General features: G+C 61.8%; 18 protein-coding genes. 10 read left to right on the forward strand and 8 right to left on the reverse strand.

The window, feature by feature from the left end; all coding sequences use genetic code 11:
* Nucleotides 1-136: 136 nt before the first annotated feature.
* Both QM609_RS03005 and QM609_RS03010 read right to left on the reverse strand, forming a co-directional pair.
* A complete protein-coding gene (locus tag QM609_RS03005; RefSeq protein ID WP_003939685.1) occupies nt 137-1,765 on the reverse strand; it encodes a 4-hydroxyphenylacetate 3-hydroxylase family protein in 1,629 nt (542 codons plus the stop codon).
* 11 nt (nt 1,766-1,776) lie between these two features.
* Entirely contained in the window at nt 1,777-2,346 is a 570-nt protein-coding gene (locus tag QM609_RS03010) for a flavin reductase family protein (protein WP_007729773.1), read from the reverse strand.
* A 273-nt stretch (nt 2,347-2,619) separates the two neighbouring features.
* Here QM609_RS03010 and QM609_RS03015 point away from each other — a divergent pair, with 273 nt between their 5' ends.
* The gene (locus tag QM609_RS03015; protein ID WP_007729772.1) at nt 2,620-3,558 is read left to right on the forward strand and encodes an AraC family transcriptional regulator; all 939 of its coding nucleotides are present in this window, start codon (nt 2,620-2,622) and stop codon (nt 3,556-3,558) included.
* Here the strand turns inward: QM609_RS03015 and QM609_RS03020 are convergent.
* Nucleotides 3,555-4,325, reverse strand: coding sequence for an IclR family transcriptional regulator (locus QM609_RS03020; RefSeq protein ID WP_003939932.1), 771 nt, complete (start codon nt 4,323-4,325; stop codon nt 3,555-3,557). The genes QM609_RS03015 and QM609_RS03020 overlap by 4 nt on opposite strands.
* 199 nt (nt 4,326-4,524) lie before the next feature.
* On the opposite strand from QM609_RS03020, the gene catA reads away from it, so the two are divergent.
* The 6 genes from catA (at nt 4,525) to QM609_RS03050 (ending at nt 9,765) form a co-directional block, all read left to right on the forward strand.
* On the forward strand, nt 4,525-5,364 hold the full coding sequence (gene catA / locus QM609_RS03025) for a catechol 1,2-dioxygenase (protein WP_003940427.1): 840 nt from the start codon (nt 4,525-4,527) through the stop codon (nt 5,362-5,364).
* 29 nt (nt 5,365-5,393) lie between these two features.
* Nucleotides 5,394-6,515, forward strand: a complete 1,122-nt coding sequence (locus QM609_RS03030; protein WP_003940572.1) for a muconate/chloromuconate family cycloisomerase — start codon at nt 5,394-5,396, stop codon at nt 6,513-6,515.
* A 13-nt stretch (nt 6,516-6,528) separates the two neighbouring features.
* Nucleotides 6,529-6,810: a muconolactone Delta-isomerase gene (gene catC, locus QM609_RS03035; RefSeq protein ID WP_003940264.1), complete on the forward strand. Its 282-nt coding sequence runs from the start codon at nt 6,529-6,531 to the stop codon at nt 6,808-6,810.
* A 6-nt stretch (nt 6,811-6,816) separates the two neighbouring features.
* Nucleotides 6,817-7,764: a helix-turn-helix domain-containing protein gene (locus tag QM609_RS03040; RefSeq protein ID WP_030536464.1), complete on the forward strand. Its 948-nt coding sequence runs from the start codon at nt 6,817-6,819 to the stop codon at nt 7,762-7,764.
* Between the two features lie 153 nt (nt 7,765-7,917).
* Nucleotides 7,918-9,381, forward strand: coding sequence for a benzaldehyde dehydrogenase (locus tag QM609_RS03045; protein WP_030536465.1), 1,464 nt, complete (start codon nt 7,918-7,920; stop codon nt 9,379-9,381).
* A gap of 249 nt (nt 9,382-9,630) precedes the next feature.
* On the forward strand, nt 9,631-9,765 hold the full coding sequence (locus QM609_RS03050) for a hypothetical protein (protein WP_256261881.1): 135 nt from the start codon (nt 9,631-9,633) through the stop codon (nt 9,763-9,765).
* A gap of 21 nt (nt 9,766-9,786) precedes the next feature.
* On the opposite strand, the gene QM609_RS03055 is transcribed toward QM609_RS03050, so the two are convergent.
* Both QM609_RS03055 and QM609_RS03060 read right to left on the reverse strand, forming a co-directional pair.
* Nucleotides 9,787-10,416 carry a response regulator gene (locus tag QM609_RS03055; RefSeq protein WP_050656060.1) on the reverse strand — a complete coding sequence of 210 codons (630 nt, stop codon included), beginning with the start codon at nt 10,414-10,416 and terminating at the stop codon, nt 9,787-9,789.
* Nucleotides 10,413-11,582, reverse strand: coding sequence for a sensor histidine kinase (locus QM609_RS03060; protein WP_030536467.1), 1,170 nt, complete (start codon nt 11,580-11,582; stop codon nt 10,413-10,415). The genes QM609_RS03055 and QM609_RS03060 overlap by 4 nt, the downstream gene beginning before the upstream one ends.
* 184 nt (nt 11,583-11,766) lie before the next feature.
* Between QM609_RS03060 and QM609_RS03065 the strand changes: the two genes are divergently transcribed.
* Together QM609_RS03065 and QM609_RS03070 are read left to right on the forward strand one after the other, a co-directional pair.
* A complete protein-coding gene (locus tag QM609_RS03065) occupies nt 11,767-12,357 on the forward strand; it encodes a GlcG/HbpS family heme-binding protein (RefSeq protein WP_003940245.1) in 591 nt (196 codons plus the stop codon).
* Between the two features lie 294 nt (nt 12,358-12,651).
* Nucleotides 12,652-13,554 (forward strand): alpha/beta hydrolase, encoded by a 903-nt coding sequence (locus tag QM609_RS03070; RefSeq protein ID WP_228232592.1) that lies wholly within the window; start codon nt 12,652-12,654, stop codon nt 13,552-13,554.
* Between the two features lie 58 nt (nt 13,555-13,612).
* Here QM609_RS03070 and QM609_RS03075 read toward each other — a convergent pair whose 3' ends face one another.
* The 3 genes from QM609_RS03075 to QM609_RS03085 all read right to left on the reverse strand — a co-directional run bounded on the left by QM609_RS03075 (nt 13,613) and on the right by QM609_RS03085 (nt 18,022).
* Nucleotides 13,613-14,728 carry an NDMA-dependent alcohol dehydrogenase gene (locus tag QM609_RS03075; RefSeq protein ID WP_030536469.1) on the reverse strand — a complete coding sequence of 372 codons (1,116 nt, stop codon included), beginning with the start codon at nt 14,726-14,728 and terminating at the stop codon, nt 13,613-13,615.
* Between the two features lie 79 nt (nt 14,729-14,807).
* Nucleotides 14,808-16,448, reverse strand: a complete 1,641-nt coding sequence (locus QM609_RS03080; protein WP_030536470.1) for a PucR family transcriptional regulator — start codon at nt 16,446-16,448, stop codon at nt 14,808-14,810.
* Nucleotides 16,449-16,612: 164 nt separating this feature from the next.
* On the reverse strand, nt 16,613-18,022 hold the full coding sequence (locus QM609_RS03085; protein WP_030536471.1) for an ABC1 kinase family protein: 1,410 nt from the start codon (nt 18,020-18,022) through the stop codon (nt 16,613-16,615).
* Between the two features lie 132 nt (nt 18,023-18,154).
* On the opposite strand from QM609_RS03085, the gene QM609_RS03090 reads away from it, so the two are divergent.
* Nucleotides 18,155-18,574: a MerR family transcriptional regulator gene (locus tag QM609_RS03090; protein WP_021345761.1), complete on the forward strand. Its 420-nt coding sequence runs from the start codon at nt 18,155-18,157 to the stop codon at nt 18,572-18,574.
* Nucleotides 18,575-18,601 lie beyond the last annotated feature (27 nt).

The raw sequence follows: 18,601 nt of genomic DNA on the forward strand, positions 1-18,601 counted from the left end.
TCGGGTCACACTAGGCAATTGCCTAGTCCTGACCAAGGGTGCAGTGTTCGTCGAATTCTGCTGATGGGCCATGCCTGCTGAAGACGACGAGCAGGGCGGACTCGACATCGCGAGTCCGCCCTACCTGCCGAGGGGATTACCGGTTTTTGAAGAACGAGACGTCGTCGTTGCCGATGAGGTCAGGGACCGTCCAGCCGTCGAGGTCGTATTCACTCAAGCACTGCTCGGCCAGTCCCTTCATGGAACTTGCGTGTCCACGATTCTGGGCTGCGAACAGCAGTTCGGCTTTGACGTTCTCGTGATTGCCGGAGTAGTTGCGCTCGTAGAGTTCGTGTCGGCCGCCGAACTCGGTCCCGATCGAATCCCACAGCGCCTTCATGACTTTCACGCGGTCGACGGCGGTGATGCCGTCGGAACCGCGAACGTACTTGTCGAGGTACGGACGCACGTCCGGGCTCTTGAAGTCGAGTGAACTCGAAGGCAGGTAGATCAAGCCCGACGCGACGTCCTGTTCGATGATCTCCTTGATCCGCGGGTACCCCTGGATCATGAACATTCGATAGGTGAGGCCGTACTCGAGCTTCGGGATCACCGAATCGCCGACCCACTGTTCGGGATCGCGTGCCATCGATTCGGTCAACGACCAGAAGAGGTTTCGCCACCCGATCACCTCACCGACACGGGTCTGGACTCCGCGGAAGCCGCCGGCGCCGGTGGCTTCGAGTGCCTTCATCAACAGTCCGGCGATGAAGTCGAGCTTGACGGCCAGGCGAGTGCAGCCCTGAAAGGTGAAGCGCGGCAGGAAGCCCGATTGAGGGAAGAATGCGTTGATCCGGTCGACGTCGCCGTACATGAAGACGTTTTCCCACGGAACCAACACCTTGTCGAAGACGAAGATGGTGTCGTTCTCGTCCATGCGACTCGACAGCGGATAATCGAACGGACTGCCCATCACCGCAGCATGTTCGGTGTACGAGGTGCGGCAGATCAGCTTCACACCCGGCGCGTCCATCGGTACCGTGCAGATCAGGGCGAACTGCTTCTTCTTGATCGGCAGACCGTAGTGAGCGATGAAGTTGTAGTTCGTGATCGCCGATCCGGTGGCGACCACTTTGGCGCCGCTGACGATCAAACCTGCGTCGGTTTCCTTCTCCACCTTCATGAAGACGTCACCGACCTCGTCCGGTGGAAGTTGGCGATCCACCGGGGGATTGATGATCGCGTGGTTCCAGTACAGAACTTTCTCCTGCGATTCGCGGTACCAGCGTTCGGCGTTGTCCTGGAACGGTGCGTACAACTCCTTGTTGGCGTGGAGGGTGCCCAGGAAACTCGCCTTGTAGTCGGGGGAACGGCCCATCCAGCCGTAGGTCATACGAGCCCACGTCGCTATGGCATCGCGTTCCTTGAGCAGATCGGCCGAGGACGTCGGAGTGCGGAAGAACGGCATGGTGACACCGCCGTTGCCCGTGTCCGTCGGAACGGTCAAGGCGTCCACGTGCTCGCCCGTATGCAGAGCGTCGTACAGCCTCGCGGTCATGCGGATCGGATTCCGGAACGCGGGGTGTGTCGTGACGTCCTTGACGCGATCACCGTGAAGCCAGATCTCGCGACCGTCCTGCAGGCTCGAGATGTACTCGTCACCGGTCATCGGTCGGGTGGCGAAGTTCTTCGTGCGGTTGGCTTCGCAATCGGCGGCCGGATTGACCTGTGGCGCTCCGGAATCTGCGGGATCGACGCCGGTGGGAGGAATTTCGGTGGTCGTCATGGCAAAGCCTTTCAGATCGTTTGGGGTGCGGGCTGAAGATGAATCGGGGTGAACGAAGTGGTGGCGTCGAACCAGCCGCTGTGGGGGTCGTCCTGACTTCCGTTCCAGACTGTGGTCGACGAGGTAGCGCCTAGATCGTGAAAAGTGCTTCGGTAGAACAGAAGCGGATCCTTGCCACTCGACTGAGCGTCGACGATCTCGCCGATGAAGATGATGTGGTCACCGCCGTCGTACTCCCTCCACGGGACGCACGAGATGGTTGCTGCGGCGCCGTCGAGCAGGGGAGCGGTCGGTCCGTCGATCCACCTCGGTTCGGTGCGCTGCGGTCGGCCGGCAAAATGCATGGCCGTGTCCACTTGGTCGGAGGCAAGGATGTTGACCGCAAACGGCGCGTTGCCGAGGTAGCCGCACGCCTTGGACTTGCGAGTCATCGTGATCTGGCACAGCCGTGGTTCCAGGGAAATGGCCGTGAATGCGGTGACCGTGGCTCCGTGTGGTTGACCGTCGGCATTGGTACAGGTGATGACGGTGACGCCGCTCGCGAATTGACCGAAGATTCCTCGAAGCTGATTTTGTTCCATGACCGGACCTCCTTGTCGGATGGCGGTTGAGTGAGAGTGCCGCGAAGTGCGGGAGGGAAGTAGTGGGCGACTCGCGCCGGGAGTGAAGACGAACGTACGGCGGGCGCAGGCTTCGGTCGATCCGTACAGCGCGGTGGCTATCCGGATTGCGCACCCGATCGCGGCCCGTACCCGTTTTCTCTTGGAAGTGACCGGGGACACAGTGTTCAATGATGTTCAGCGCCCTTGCTCGGCAATGTGGCTGGTCACGGGTTTGGAAGGTGAAGAAGGACGATGGTCGACTCCATGATCGGTACAGCTCCCCGCGACTGGGACGAGGCGTGTCATGCGGTTTCGGACGCCTATTTTCCGCACACGCTGACGCCGTTGTCTCGGCATGCGGCCAGTGGAGTCGGGGTGTGCACCACCGAGTTGGGACCGCTGAGGATCGCTCATATTCGGTGGGGAGCTGACGTCGCCGTCGAATCCGATCATCCCGGTGCCTATGGGGTGAACATCCCGCTCTCGGGCGAGCTCGAGTCGGTGTTCGCGGGCTCGCACGTGCTCTCGACGCAGGGTGTTGCGACGGTATGTCCACCCGACATCACGACGAGAATCACGCGGTGGAGTGCGGACTGCGAGATCGTCGGAGTCCGGATGGACCGTCAGTACCTCGACCGTGAGATGGAAAAGGTTCTCGGTCGACCCGGAATGCACTTGCCTGATCAGGTGGATCTTCGGGGCGACGACGGAGCCAGATGGCTGAAATTTGTTCGCTCACTGTCGGATCAGATACTCGGCCCGGTCGGCGTGCTGCACAACGAACTGGTGGCAGGTCAGCTCTCCGGCGCCGTGGTCACGGCATTCGTCCTTGCCGCAATGCCCGAAAGCGAGGACGCGGTGCGACACGCCAGGCCACGTATCGTCAAGCGGGTGCTCGACGAGATGCACGACGACCCGGCCCGCGTGTGGACCGCAGCCGAGATGGCGGAGGTGGCGGGCGTCAGCGTACGGAGATTGCAGGAGGGATTTCGGCAGTACGTGGGTCGGAGTCCGTCGGAATGCCTGCTCGACATCCGTCTCGAGCGGGTCCATGCAGATCTGGTGGATGCCGACGACTCGACGACGGTCACCGATGTCGCTGTGAGATGGGGTTTCACGCACACCGGACGGTTCGCGTCGTCCTTTCGGCGTAAGTACGGATTGCTGCCTTCCGAGGTGTTGAGGCGCTAGCTCCGGTACCCCATGTCCGCGCTGAGCTGATTCGCCTTCTCGACAAGGAACGGCGCGACGTCGGCGCGGAAAGCTTCCGGGGATGTTCGTCCGGCCGAGGTCGAACACGCTGTCACTCCGACGACGCTTCCACCGGCGTCGCGGACGGGAGCAGCGAGGGAAATCAGGCCGTCTTCCAGTTCCTCCGATGTGAGCGCGTATCCCTGCTCGCGCACCACCCGGAGGGCGGTATGGAATGCGCCTTCGTCGGTGATCGTGGTGGGTGTGAGGGCGTCGAACGTGGAGTTCGCGATGACGTTGTCGACGATTTCGGTTGGCGCCCAAGCTAGCAGGGCTCGACCCATGGAGGTGGCATATGCAGGCACTCTGGTGCCGACGCTGACGTTGATGCTCATGATCCGCCGGACGGGTACACGCGCGGCGTAGACCACGTCGACACCGTCGAGCACCCCGAGCGACGCCGACTCGTGGGTGTGTTCTGCGATCTCCAACAGACGAGGGAGCGCCGCCTCCGTCAAGGCATGTGATGCCGAGAAGTGCTGCCCGATGCTCAGAACGCGTGGGGTGAGCGACCACCGACTGTTGTTGCCGGTGACGTATCCGAGCTTCTGCAGCGTGAGGAGGATGCGCCGGACCGCTGGGCGGGAGAGACCCGTTTCGGCGGCAAGATCGGCGAGCGACGGGTTGGGGTTCTTCTCGTCGAAGGCCGTCAGCACAGCAAATCCACGCTCGATGCTCTGGATGTAATCGCGATCGTTCTCGCTCACGGAATGGCCTTTCATCTGCGGGTATGCCCGATCGGCGCCTTCGAAGGTTGACAAACCTTGTGACTGGGCGCACAGTACAAGCGTACGCACAGCGTAACAGATGTACGCAGAGCGTACAACCCAAACTTGGGGAGCCGACGCAGCCCAGCAGTACGGCACCCACCCGGTAACAGCCACATACGGCCCCGAGGAGGACCACATGACCACTTCCGAGAGCCCCACCGCAGTAGGTTCGGGTACTGCCGCCACCGACAAGTTCCTCCAGGAACGAGTCAGCGCGGACACCCCGCCCGAACGCGTCTCGGCCATCGCCAAGGACGTGCTCGAGGCACTCGCAGGCGTCATCGACAAGCACGGCATCACCTACCCCGAGTACCGCGTCCTCAAGCAGTGGCTCATCGACATCGGCCAGTTCGGCGAGTGGCCCCTGTGGCTGGACGTCTTCCTCGAGCACAACGTCGAGGAGGTCGCGTACCGCGGCCAGCACGGCACCAAGGGAAGCATCGAGGGCCCGTACTACGTTGCCGATGCCAAGACGTTGCCTGCCAAGTGTGAACTTCCGATGCGTGACAACGAGGTTGGATCGAAGCTGGTCTTCGAGGGCCAGGTTCGCGATCTCGACGGCAAGGGGTTGGGCGGTGCAACCGTCGAACTCTGGCACGCGGACGACGAGGGCTACTACTCCCATTTCGCGCCGCACATCCCCGACGGCAACCTCCGCGGAACGATCGTCGCCGACGACGAGGGACGCTTCGAGATCACCACGATTCAGCCTGCGCCGTACCAGATCCCGACCGACGGCCCCACCGGCTGGTTCATCGAGAAGGCCGGCTGGCACCCGTGGCGTCCGGCTCACCTGCACCTCATGGTGAAGGCTCCCGGTAAGCGCACCATCACCACCCAGCTCTATTTCAAGGATGGAGAGTGGATCGAGAACGACGTGGCAACGGCGACGAAGCCCGAACTGATTCTCGATCCGAAGCCAGGTGCCGACGGAACCAACCGGGTCACATACGACTTCGTGCTCGATCCGGCCTGATCCACAACTGCTCTGAAGAAAGTGATTTGATGACAGACCTGTCGATCGTCTCCATCGAGACGACCATCCTCGACGTTCCGCTGGTTCGCCCCCACAAGTTCGCCACCACGTCGATGACGGCGCAGCCGTTGTTGCTGGTCGCGATTCGCACCTCCGACGGGGTGATCGGATACGGCGAAGGAGTCGTTCCGGGCGGGCCGTGGTGGGGTGGCGAATCGGTGGAGACGATGCAGGTCATCATCGAGAAGTACATCGCGCCGGTGGTGGTCGGCAGGCGCGTGGATCACATCACCGCGATCATGGCCGACATCGAAAAAGTTGTTGCCAATGCACGATTCGCGAAGGCCGCAGTCGACGTGGCGTTGCACGACGCCTGGGCGCGTAGCCTGGGAGTCCCCGTGCACACGCTCCTCGGCGGGGCTTTCCGCGAGAGTGTCGACGTCACGTGGGCACTGGGTGCTGCGCCGGCGGACGAGATCATCGAGGAAGCTCACGAAAAGCTCGAATCCCGGCTCAATTTCAGCTTCAAACTCAAGATGGGAGCACTCGATCCAGCAGTCGACGTTGCGCGCATCGTCAACATCGCGCAGGCGCTGGACGGCCACGCCGGAGTCCGTGTCGACGTCAACGCACGGTGGGATCGCTTCACTGCCCTGCGGTACTTGCCGCAACTCGCCGAGGGTGGAGTCGAACTGATCGAACAACCCACTCCGGCAGACCAAATCGAGGTCCTCGCCGAACTCAGTAGGCTTCTACCGATTCCGATCATGGCCGACGAGAGTGTGCAGACCCCACACGACGCTCTGGAAATCGCCCGCCGGAGCGCCGCCGATGTCATCGCCCTCAAGACCACCAAATGTGGTGGCCTCCAGCGCAGCCGCGACATCGTCGCGATTGCCAAGGCCGCCGGTATCGCGTGCCACGGTGCGACGTCCATCGAAGGCCCGATCGGCACCGCCGCTTCGTTGCACTTCGCGTGCGCCGAGCCCGGAATCAACTTCGGAACAGAGCTTTTCGGCCCACTGCTCTTCAGCGAAGAGTTGCTTCAGGAACCCCTGAAGTATTCCGAGGGTCAGTTGCACCTCCCCGCCGGACCTGGCCTGGGAGTCGAACTGAACATGGACGCCGTCAAGACCTGGACCAGGAACTAGAGGATAGAAGAACATGGCACTCTTTCACGTTCGGATGGACGTCGATATTCCGCGCGACCTGGATCCGGAAGTACGCGCCGATACCGTCGCAACGGAGAAGGCGTACTCGCAAGACCTTCAGCGACAGGGAAAGTGGGTGCATCTGTGGCGAATTGTGGGACAGTTCAGCAACATCAGCATCTTCGATGTCGAGTCGGCTGACGAACTCCATGAGATTCTCTGGAACCTGCCCCTGTTCCCGTACATGACCATCGAGGTCATGCCGTTGACGCAGCACGGATCTTCGATCAAGTAGCCCGCCATGTCTGCCGTGTCTGCCAGGCCTCCGAGCCTGCCGGAATCTGTGCAGCAGTGGCACTGCGAGATGTCGGAGACCTTCGGTGGCCTGTGCCCCGAGAGTTCCGTCGATGCCGCGCCTGTCGGTACGGTCAGCGGCGTAAGTCTCGGGGATGTAGGCGCTTTCGACATCTCCGGTTCACCGCAGATACTGCGGCGGAGCGCACGCGCAGCAAAGCGACACGGTAGTGATCTGCTCAAGATCTGCACGGTCCGAACCGGGAGCGCGATACTGCGCCAATCGGACCGCGAGTTGACGGCCCCGCCCGGCGCGATGATTCTCTACGACGTCGAGCATTCGTACGCGCTGCGTTTCGACGGTCACTGGTCGTGCACCGTCATGACCCTACCGCGCAGTGCGGTGAGTCTGACCGAGCGAGAACTGAATTGCGCGCTCGAGCGCACCCACGACGGTCGGCGTGGGTCCGGTGCATTGCTGGAAAATTTCATCTCGGGCGCTGTTGCATCCCAGGTCGACGGCAGCGCAGCCGGGCTTCTCGGAGATGCTGGAGTCAATCTCGCTTCGGCAGTTCTGATGCAAGGATCTGCGCCCGCGACACCCGGACGTTCGACGCGAGAGGAGATCTTGCGATATGCGCTTCGGAATCTCGACTCACCAGACCTCTCGGTCGCGTCGATCGCCGGTGCGTTGCACCTGTCGCCGCGAACCGTTCAGCGTCACTTCGGTGACGGGGATCTGACCCTCAGTGCGCTGATTCGCCGCGAACGGTTGATCCGCGTACGCCGCGATCTCACCGACGTCTCACTGCGGGGTCATTCGATCTCCATCCTGGCCGCACGATGGTGTTTCCATGACGCACCAGCGTTTTCGCGTGCATTCAAAGCGGAATTCGGTGCGGCGCCGTCGGAAGTACGTAACTCGCCTGATCCGAACGCCCGCGAACGTCACTGATCTGTCGCATCCGAACAACAAACGTGTCCGATCACGACAACTGGGAGCCCGAATACCGGGGCAGAGTGTGTTCCAGATCGCTTTTCAGGCTCGCGAAGAGCTCAGGTCCACGAACAGCGAGGACCGCAGCGAAAGCTACGAATCGAGGAACGCATGACGAATCTGCTCGCTCATCAGCAATGGCACGGAAAGATTTTCGACGGCCAATGGATCGACGGAGGCGGTGACACCGTCGAGTCGCTCGAACCGGCTACCGGCGAGGTGCTCGGTGTGATCGGCACGGCGACTGCTGCGGATATCGATCGAGCGGCACACATCGCGTCGGCCGCGCAGCCGGCGTGGGCGGCGACGATCGGGCAGGCTCGCGCTTCGGTGATCCGTAAGGCAGCGCAGATTTTGGAAGCCGAGCGAGCCGAGGTGGAGCGCTGGTTGATCCGTGAAGGTGGTTCCGTACCAGGGAAAGCCGCATTCGAAGTTGATCTTGTCATCTCCGAACTGTGGGAAGCCTCGGCGCTGCCGACACAGCCGTTCGGGCACCTCCTGCCCGCCAGCCAGGAGGGGCGCACGAGCATCGGTCGCCGGGTGCCCCTGGGTGTGGTCGGCGTGATCAGCCCGTGGAATTTCCCGCTTCTCCTCGCCATGCGCGCTGTCGCCCCCGCCTTGGCACTCGGAAATGGCGTCGTTCTCAAGCCGGATGTTCAAACCGCGATCAGCGGGGGTGCGGTCATCGCGGAATTGTTCACGTCCGCAGGTCTTCCCGAAGGCCTCCTGCATGTGCTCGCCGGTGACGCGGCACCTGGTCAGGCATTGTGCGAGAGCCCGAGCATCGCGATGGTGTCCTTCACGGGTTCGACCGCCGTCGGCCGTCAGGTCGGGGCAACTGCCGGTCGCACGCTCAAGCGTGTCTCGCTGGAACTGGGTGGGAACAATGCGCTGATCGTCCTCGACGACGCAGACCTGGATGCCGCGAGCTCGGCGGGCGCGTGGGGTTCGTTCCTGCATCAGGGGCAGGTCTGCATGACCGCAGGCCGCCACATCGTGTTGGAATCGGTCGCCGATCAGTACCTGGACCTGCTGGCCAAGCGCGCAGCGGTCCTGCCGGTCGGGGATCCCAATACAGGCGACGTCGCTCTCGGACCGCTCATCAACGCGCGGCAGATTGCGAACGTCGATCGAATCGTCCAGGGCACCAAGGCGGCCGGCGCCGAAATCCGCGCCGGTGGAACATACGAAGGGCTCTTCTATCAGCCGACCGTCCTGGCCGGAGTCACCTCGGACATGCCCGCGTTCCGTGAAGAAATCTTCGGGCCCGTGGCGCCCGTCGTGATCGTCAAGGACGAAGACGAGGCAGTCAGGACGGCCAATGACAGCGAATACGGTCTGGTTGCTGCCATTCAAACACGATCGGTTGAACGCGGCGAGCGGATCGCGGACCGACTGCGTACCGGCATCGTGCACATCAACGATCAGACTTTGAACAACGATGCCTATGCACCATTCGGTGGCACGGGTGCCTCCGGAAACGGCGCGAGATTCGGAACTCAAAGCAGTTGGGACGAATTCACCACCTGGCAGTGGCGAACCAGCCGGCCAGCAGCGCAGACCTTCCCCTTCTGAAGCCGAAAGGCACTCCGATGCACACCATCTCGGCTCACGATCTTCCCATCGTGTTGCAGGACGGCGAATTCGAACTGCGGATGCGAGAAGAAGGCGACATGATCGTCAACTTCGTCAAAATCCCTGCTGGTGCAGACTTCGCCGAACCGTTCGCGCAATTGGAAGGCGGGCGCTGTCAATGTCCGCACTACGGATACGTCTTGAAAGGAAGGATCTACACAGATTCCGAAGCAGGTCGGCAAACCTACGATGCCGGCGACGTGTTCTACTGGGGCACCCGGTCACGTTCCCGGAGCGATCGACGACTCGGAGTATGTCGACTTTGCTCCCAAGGCTGAATTCCTCGAACTGATCGACGGAGTGCGTAAGGCGATGGGCGGCTGAGCTGTTCGGCCGCCGCCGAGGTCAGCGTATTCCGTCGCGACGTAGTGCGACGGACACTGCGGCAGAGCGAGTATCGACACCGAGTTTGGCGTAGATGTGCCCGAGGTGTGTTTTCACCGTCGCTTCGCTGATGAAGAGTGCTTTACCCAGCTCGCGGTTGGTCATCCCCTCGGCGAGCAGGCTGAGCAGTTCGGACTCACGGGCGGTGAGCGCTTCCTGCAGGCGCTGCATCTGCTGGACAAGACGAGAGGCCACAGTGGGAGAGAGAACGCTGCGCCCGGCTACCGCGCCGCGCACCGCGCCGAAGATCTCGTCGGGCGTTGAGTCCTTGAGTAGGTAACCGATGGCACCGGCGTCCACGGCCCGCACGACGTCGGCGTCGGTGTCGTACGTCGTGAAAACCAGTACGGGAACATCGACACCGTCGCTTCGCAGGCGTTTGATCGCTTCTGCACCGTGCATGCCGGTGCCCATGTCCAGATCCATCATCACCAGATCCGGTGAGGCCGACGGTATCGCCGTGGCCGCCTCCTCGCCGGACGATGCTTCGCCGACTACTTCGACGTCCGGCTGAGTGTTCAGCAGCGCTCTCAGCCCGGCTCGCACGACCAGATGATCGTCGACGAGGAACACGCGAATGGTGGTGGTCACCGGATCCTCCGTTCGAGAGGGAACTGGGCCGCGACGACGGTGCCGTCTCCCGGTGCACTTTCCACGGTGAACGATCCGCCGAGCTGTGCGACGCGGCTTCGCATCGCACGCAGGCCGTATCCACCGTACCGAGAATGGTCGGCGAGCTTTCCCGGATCGAAGCCGACGCCGTCGTCGAAGATGTCTACGGAGACGGAGTGGTCGAGATACGTGATCGTCACGCCCGCCGTTTCGGCGCGAGCGTGGCGGGCGATGTTGGAGGACGCGCTCGAGACCACTCGCACGACGGCATGAGCTACGTCCGAGGGCAAGATGACGGCTTCACCGACGGTGCGGATCCGAACGGCCGGGACGAACTGGCGGGCGGCGGCCACGACCAAGGCGTCGAAGTCGCCCGTACCGCCCTTGGTCGGCGCCAGATCGTGGACGAGGTCGCGACTCTGCATCAAGCTCGTTCGGATGTTCTCTGCTGCGGCATCGACATCGGCTCGAGACGGCGAACCCGTTGTATTCCACGTTTGTTCGGCTGCCTCGAGCCGTAGAAGGGCGCTCGCCAGTCCCTGGGTAACGGTGTCGTGGATTTCGCGCGCGAGGCGCTCTCGCTCAGCGGCAACGCCGGCAGCGCGTTCGGTATCTGCCAATGCAGATTGCGCTTCTGCTACCTGACGCAGAAGCCGAAGGCGTTCTCGGGCATCTCGTTCCATCTGCCCGTACGCGGCCGCGACCAGTGCCGCGGTGCACAGCGGCCCGAGAAGTGTCACCAATTCGGCACGACCGGTGACCCGGTAGAACGCGATACCGGCGAGGACGCCCAGGATCCCGACGAGGGGGTAGGCGATCTTGCTCGGATACAGACGAATGCAGAGGAAGAGAACGGGAAACGCACACCACGCGAAACTCGGGGCAAGCCAGACCAGCGCTGCCCATGCGCTCAGTACCGGCCACATCCACAGCCGTTGGCGAACCACATCTCGCGAGGACACCGTGGCCATGACGGCGTAGAGCAGGGCGAGGACCACGGCCAGGACGAGTACAACCCCGAACCGACCGCTGGTCCCGTGGACTGTGACGTACCGAACTCCCGATGTAGACAGCAGTACGAAGAACGACGCGTGGATCGCATACGCCAACGGGCCGCGTAGGCCGCGTTCGGCGTCGGCGTTCATGGCTCCGTTACTCATCCCTCGAATGTTACGGAGGGCACCAGACCGTCGTATCAACCATTCGGATGATATCCGGGTAGCCGTAGGGGGCACGGTTCGTCACCCGAGCGCCCGATGTGCGCACCCGCCCCCGGACGCGACGCTGTAGTGGACGGTTTCGAACCATTCGATTGAAAGTGTGCCCGACATGAACCACCGCATTTACACACGACTTCCCCGTACGCTCGCTGTCGCCGTTCCGGTTGTCGCAATCCTTGCCAGCGCCGCATGCTCGACCACCGACACACCGGTGGCGAACGCATCGAGCACGACGTCGATTACTGCCACGCAGCAGCCTGCCGCGACCGGTGATTCGGCGATTGTCACTCAGAATCGACTCAGTGCCGACGCAGCAGTGAAGGCTGCTGGTGCGGCCCTGGCGAAATGCCGCGCCGACGGTCTCGGCTTCGTCACCGTCTCCGTCGTAGACCGCGCGGGAAATGTCATCGCCATGGTGCGCGGCGACAACGCAGCCCAGCACACGGTGGAAGCCTCACGCGAGAAGGCATACACCTCTGCAGCTTTCGGAGCCGACACCAGTGACCTCTCGCAGCGTACCAAAGGCGAAGGATCAACCATCGCCGACCTTCCCGGCACTCTCTTCCTTGCAGGTGGAGTCACATTGAAGGCTGGAGCCGGGTCGATCGCCGGTATCGGTGTCGGTGGCGCTCCAGACGGAATGCAGGACCAAGCGTGTGCTGCCGCAGGTCGTGATGCGATCGCTTCGTCACTCGGCTGAGTGAGCGCATTCAGCGTGCTTCGTGAATTGTGCTTTTCGCCACCTGGATTCGCTCGGCACGACAGTTGTCCGATTGTTGCGATGACCTCGACTTTGTAACACCGGAGCCCCAGGAAAGGGACAAACACGTCGACAGTGGAACCGACGATGCACTTACCGAAGCGAGTTTCTTGATGCGCAGTTTCGGGGAAAGACACAACCTTGCAGAGAATCAGATTCACGTTGCCCGAACGCAATACACGGCGGGTGCGGGTGCTCGTAGCGGCGTTGTTGTCGATATTCCTGCTCGGCGGTATGTTAGGTCCGACCGCTGCGAGTGCTACTCCGGCGCGCTCGGCGCCATGGGGTGGGTACGACGAGTTGTGGGTCCCGTCTTCGATGGGAAACATCAAGGTTCAGGTGCAGTGGGCCGCGCGCGGTGGCAACGCCGCGTTGTACCTGCTCGACGGTCTTCGCGCGCAAAACGACAGAAATGCTTGGAGTTTCGAAACGAACGCACTCGATCAGTACCGCAATGACAACATCACGTTGGTGATGCCGGTCGGCGGTGAGTCGAGTTTCTACACGGATTGGTACGCGCCGTCCAATTTCAACGCTCAGCCGATAACGTACAGGTGGGAAACGTTCCTCACCCGCGAGCTTCCGGACTTCCTTGCAGGGTATGGCGTTTCACCAACCAACAATGCGATCATCGGGTTGTCGATGGGCGGCAGTGCCGCGTTGAACCTGGCGGGGCATCATCGGGATCAGTTCAAGTTCGCCGGCTCGCTGTCCGGCTACATCAATATCTCGGGTCCGGGTATGCGTGAAGCGATCCGCGTAGCCATGTTCGACGCCGGCCGGTACAACGTCGATTCGATGTGGGGCCCGCCGTGGTCATCCGGATGGCTTCGCAACGACCCGTTCGTCAACGCGGAATCGCTTCGCGGACTGTCGATGTACATTTCGTCGTCCAACGGCATCCCGGGACCGTACGATCATCCCTCTGCGCCGATCGATTACTTCCACACGGCGACGGGCATGGGGCTCGAGGCGCTCTCGTGGGTGCACGCGCGTGCATTCGAAATTCGCCTGAAATCCTTGGGAATCCCAGCGACGTACAGCTTTCCGCCCGCCGGAATTCACTCGTGGCCGTATTGGTCTGCTGAATTGTGGATGGCCAGAGGACAAATCCTCGACACCATGAACGCCTGGTGAAGCTGTAGTTAGGATCTCTCCGGACTTGCTCTCGATCGAAAGTCCGGAGAGAACTCGCTCAGAAGGCGATGATTCCACGGAGGTTGCCACCGGCATGCATGTCGGCGAAACCGTCGTTGATCTGGTCGAGGGTGTATCGGTTGGTGATCAGTCCGTCGAGTTCGAGCTTGCCGCTGGTGTAGAGATCGATCATCCAGGGAATGTCGGCGGTGGGATTGGATGCACCGAACAGGGATCCCTGAATTCTCTTCTGGTACAGCGTGAGTTCCATCAGGCTCACGGGAATTCCGACGTCCGTCATCTTCCCGAGGCCGGTGACGACGCAGGTTCCTGCCTTGCGGATCGACGAGAATGCCTGCGCGACATGTTCTCCGGTGGTGACACCGACGGTGACGATGGCCGAATCCGCGCCCTGGCCGTTGGTGAACGAGCGCGCTATGTCGGTGGCTTCCTCCATGGTGGCCACGGCATGGGTGGCGCCCAACTTCAATGCACTGTCGCGCTTGAACGCAACCGGGTCCACCGCGATCACGTGGGCGGCGCCGGCATGCGAGGCGCCCTGCACCGCGTTGATTCCGATTCCGCCGACGCCCATGACGATGACCGTCTGCCCGGGATACACCTGAGCGGAGTTGACCGCGGCGCCCCAACCGGTTCCGACGCCGCAGCCGAGCAGACACAAAGCGTCGAGTGGCAGGTGCTTGTCGACTTTCACAGCCGAGAGAGTGCTGACCGTGGTGTATTCACTGAAGGTGGACAGGCCGCAGGTTTGTGCGACGGGCTGACCGTCGAGAGACATTCTGTAACTCGAGGTTTCGCCGGGTCTGCTGCCAGTCATGATGGCGGCGCCGTTGTCGCAGAGGTTCTGGATTCCGCTTGCACACCAACGGCAACGGCCGCAGGCGGCGAGGAACGAGAACACGACATGATCGCCCTCGGACCATCCTTCCGTGTTCGGCCCGACCTCGACGACGATTCCGGCGCCTTCGTGTCCGCCGCAGATGGGGTAGCGGCCGACTCCGTGGTCGCCGCTGGCGATGTGATCGTCCGAGTGGCACAGGCCTGAGGCGACCATTTTGACAGTGAGTTCGCCGCTGCGGGGTGAATCGAGTTCGAGATCGACCACCTCGTATGTGCCTGGTGCTTGGCGAATGACGGCTCCACGAGTGCGCAAGGTATCTCCTGAGGTCAGAGTTGTTCTTCGGCTTCCTCAGTTGTCTACTCGAGAGTTCAGGACGGGCTCGAGGCCTATCTCACTGATCGGACGTTTCGTATCTTTCAGACTCGTCCGGGGTGCGTCCCAAGATGGCGAGTTGCAGTTCGGTGAGCAGTCGCGTATCCGGCTCGTCCAACGAAATGCCCATGATCTGTTCAGCGCGCCGAATGCGGTAGCGCAGCGTGTTCGGATGTACTTTCAGAGACGAGGCGGCCTTCTTCACATCCCCGAAAGCTGTCAGGTAGGCCGTGAGCGTGAACTGCATGTCAGAGGTGTTCTTGTCGTCGTAGGAGACGAGTCTGTCGATACGAGGGTCCCGCAATCGCTCGTGATCAGCAACGAGGTCGAGTATCTCGCCCAGCAACACCGCGGTGCGTGACGCCGCGAGTGTGGTGACCTTCGAGGTTTCGTGATCATCGGTGGTATCGAGCACGCGGTCCACTTCTCGACGCGCCTCGGGTACGCCGTGCAATCGCGCGATCGGGACCGCGACGGCGGCGCGCACGCTGATGCCCGCACGGGCCTCGACTACTCCCACGGTGTCGTAAGCCCAGTCGCTGATCGCGACCTCGTGTTCGGCCTGAGGAAACAGCACGTAGATCCGGTTGTCGATGATCGTTGTGACCGCGTCGCTGCGGAATGCGCTGGCGCGCAGGCGCAAGGCGTTGGTGATTCGATCGAGATTCGATCCGGGCGCGAGTGATGTCGCAAATCCGATGACCGCAGACGGTCCGTCGGTGTTGATGCCGAAGGAGCCGGCCAGCGAGTGCATGTCGACTCCGCCGGAGCGAACGCCGAACAGCCTTTGCAATTGGGCATTCTCGCGGCTGGAGGCGTCCAAGGTTCGCATGAGAATGCGTGCGGCGACTGCCGCTGCACCCCGCAATACCGCTTGGGCGTCGTCGGAAAGAGGTTCAGAGGCGCGCTGCACCCAGATGCTGCCGAGATTGTGTTGGTGTGCAACAGAACCCGTCGGCGCTGACAGGTCCGGGCGGGTGATGCTCACAGCCAACCTGTGCGCGGCTCCGATGCTCGGCTCGGAGGGCAGACTGATGACCTCGTCCGATCGCCTGAGATGCTCGAACACGCCTCTGCGCTCTATCCATTCGGTGTATTCGATCGGCCACTCCCGGCCCAGTATGGAGAGCTGACGGAGTTCGTCTTCACCTTCGTGAGCAGCTGAATATGCGATGACATGGAGTGCCGTGTCGTCGATCGTCACGAGTCCGCCGGTCAATTCGGCGATCGTCTCCGAGAGCGCGAACAGATCCGAATCGCCACCGGCCACAGCTCCTGAGACGGCCCGCGAACGGTACATGCTCTGTGTCAGAAGTCGTTGTACGAGTGAATAGACGTGTCCGGAACTAGCCTGCGGATGTACCGCGGCCACTGCGATTCCGATGTTGCGTGCGGCGGTGAGAAGCGTCGTCGCCTCGCGCGCATTCTTGACGAGCAAGAGCTTCGGACGACGCCTCGCCGGCCTGCCTTCGAACTTTCGCAACCACTGCGTCAACGTCGATTCGGGAACCCCCACGGGGAGGTAGATGTCGGAGATCGCACCACGGCTGTCGGTGCCGTCGATATCGGAGGACTCGACGAGGGCGATCGAACGGATTTCGACATCGAGTCCGTCCGGGCTTTCCAGAAGCTCGATCACGGACTTGTCCGTGGAATGCATGAGGGCGCCGAGGGTGGTGCCGACACTCGGCCCGTTATTCCTCGGACCTGTCGACGCTTGCGGGAGGGCTACAGAAAGTGGCTGCACATTTGCTCCTCGGCCGGTGGGTCATTACAGGCTAACCCCGACAGACGAAATGCAGAATAAGGAAATAGGGGACAAATCTATTCGTCAGGCATGGTGATGCCGAGTTCCTGCACCTTTTCGGCGACTGCCTCTGGAAAAACGTTCTTGAACAGATAAAGGTCTTGTCCGATCACCCAACCAGGTGCCAACGCTGTCGCATATCGCTCGAAGTATCCGAGTTGTTTACCGAAAAGAACCAATTCCTCGGGACTCGCAACACCCCACTGCTTGCCCAACTGAATCAGTGCCATGATCAATTCACTGAGCTTGAGTTCACCGAGGTCACGGCCGAGAATCGGGGCCAGAGCCGTTGCGACCTGCATACCGAGCTGATCGTCGTCGACTTCGTAGTCGGTTGCATATCCCAAGGATCGAATTCCGCGGGCGACACGGGCGAAATCACCGTCGATGAGGGTGGCTCGGAACATGTCGGAAAGAATGGATCTCCAGGTCTCGGGAAGGACGCCGACGATGCCGAAGTCGAGCATCGCTATCCGGCCGTCGTCGAGGACCCACAAATTTCCCGCGTGTACATCTCCGTGGAACGGACCGTGAACGATGACTGATTCGAGCCAGACCTTCACTCCGCGTCGGATCAGCATGCGGGCTTCGTCGATGCCGTCCGGACCGGCGACGAACCGATCCAGTGGAACGCCGCGCATGCGTTCCATACAGATGACGCGGGGACCACAGTAGTCCCAGTACACCTCCGGTGTCGTGACTCCTTTGTTGTCACCGAATGCACTGATGTTGTTCCGGAAAGTGGTTTGCCGGTCGGCCTCGACCGCGCTGTTCAACTCCGTCATCGTTGCGTTGTGTAGATCGCGAATGATGGCGGTGGCATTGGCAATTCGAAGGAACTCGACAAACTTCTCGAGGATGTTCGCGCCCCAGTACGCCGCCCTCAGGTCGATCAGCATCCGCGCATAGATGTCCGGACGCTGGATCTTGATGACCGCCTCTCGGCCGTCGTGCAGAACGCACGCGTGTACCTGCGCTACCGATGCGGCCGCGAGAGGTACGTCGTCGAATTTCGCGAACAGGTCGTCCACGGAGTATCCGAGGTCTTCGTGCACGACGCTTCTGGCCTGCTCGGCCGGGAAAGACGGAACGTCGTCGAGGCAACGTAAGCATGCATTGGCGACGGGGGCGGGGAACAGGCCTGACGACGACGCGACCAGTTGCCCGAGTTTGACGAAGGTGGGACCCAGCGCGATGAAGCCGTCGACCATCCCGTCGGAAGCAGCGTCCGCCCAGGTGCGTCCACGCTTGCGGAAAGGCCACACGATCAGTGCCAGCATGATCGACGTGGACAACACGACGGCGATGATCGCGGAACGCCACAACTGGGCGAGGCCGAAGCGTTCGAGGTCCGGCATGCGGACTTCGAGGGCAGTGGCGGGCACTCCTGACGAGTACGGCCCGACAGGTCGCGTTGGATCCAGCACAGCTCTCCCTCGTTCAACGAGCGCATCCAGCATTTTGCCGTGAGATCACTTACGCGACCCCTTCCGTTAGTCAGTATGCCAAGTCACACATAACTGCCGGAACCGCCTACGCGTTCAGCCTACGATCGGTGAATGCGTGAGCACTTGATCCCGATCGGCGAGGTTGCAAAATCGTTCGGAATTGCGGCGTCGACCTTGCGTTATTACGAGGACGAAGGACTGCTGTCCGCGCGGTCGCGAACTGGCGGTAAACGCTGGTACGGGCAGCGTGAGCTGCGCCGGCTGGCATTGATCCGGATGTACACCGAGACGGGAATGTCCTTGGAACAGGTGCGGTCCTTCATCGAAACCGACACCACGTCCGACCAGTTCTCCACGGTTCTCGCAGATCAAGTGTCGACACTCGAGGCACAGATCGCCGCTGCTACGCGAGCGAAGCTGATCCTCGAGCATCACCTGACGTGTCGGCAAGAGCGTCCGATGCAGTGCCCGTGGTTGCTCGAGCAGCTCGACATTCGTGTCGAAGCGGCGCTTGACTTCAAGTTCACTTGAACCTTCATAGTTAGGGCGCACTTACCG

Source organism: Rhodococcus sp. IEGM 1302 (assembly GCF_030056935.1).
GTDB classification, from domain to species: domain Bacteria; phylum Actinomycetota; class Actinomycetes; order Mycobacteriales; family Mycobacteriaceae; genus Rhodococcus_F; species Rhodococcus_F qingshengii.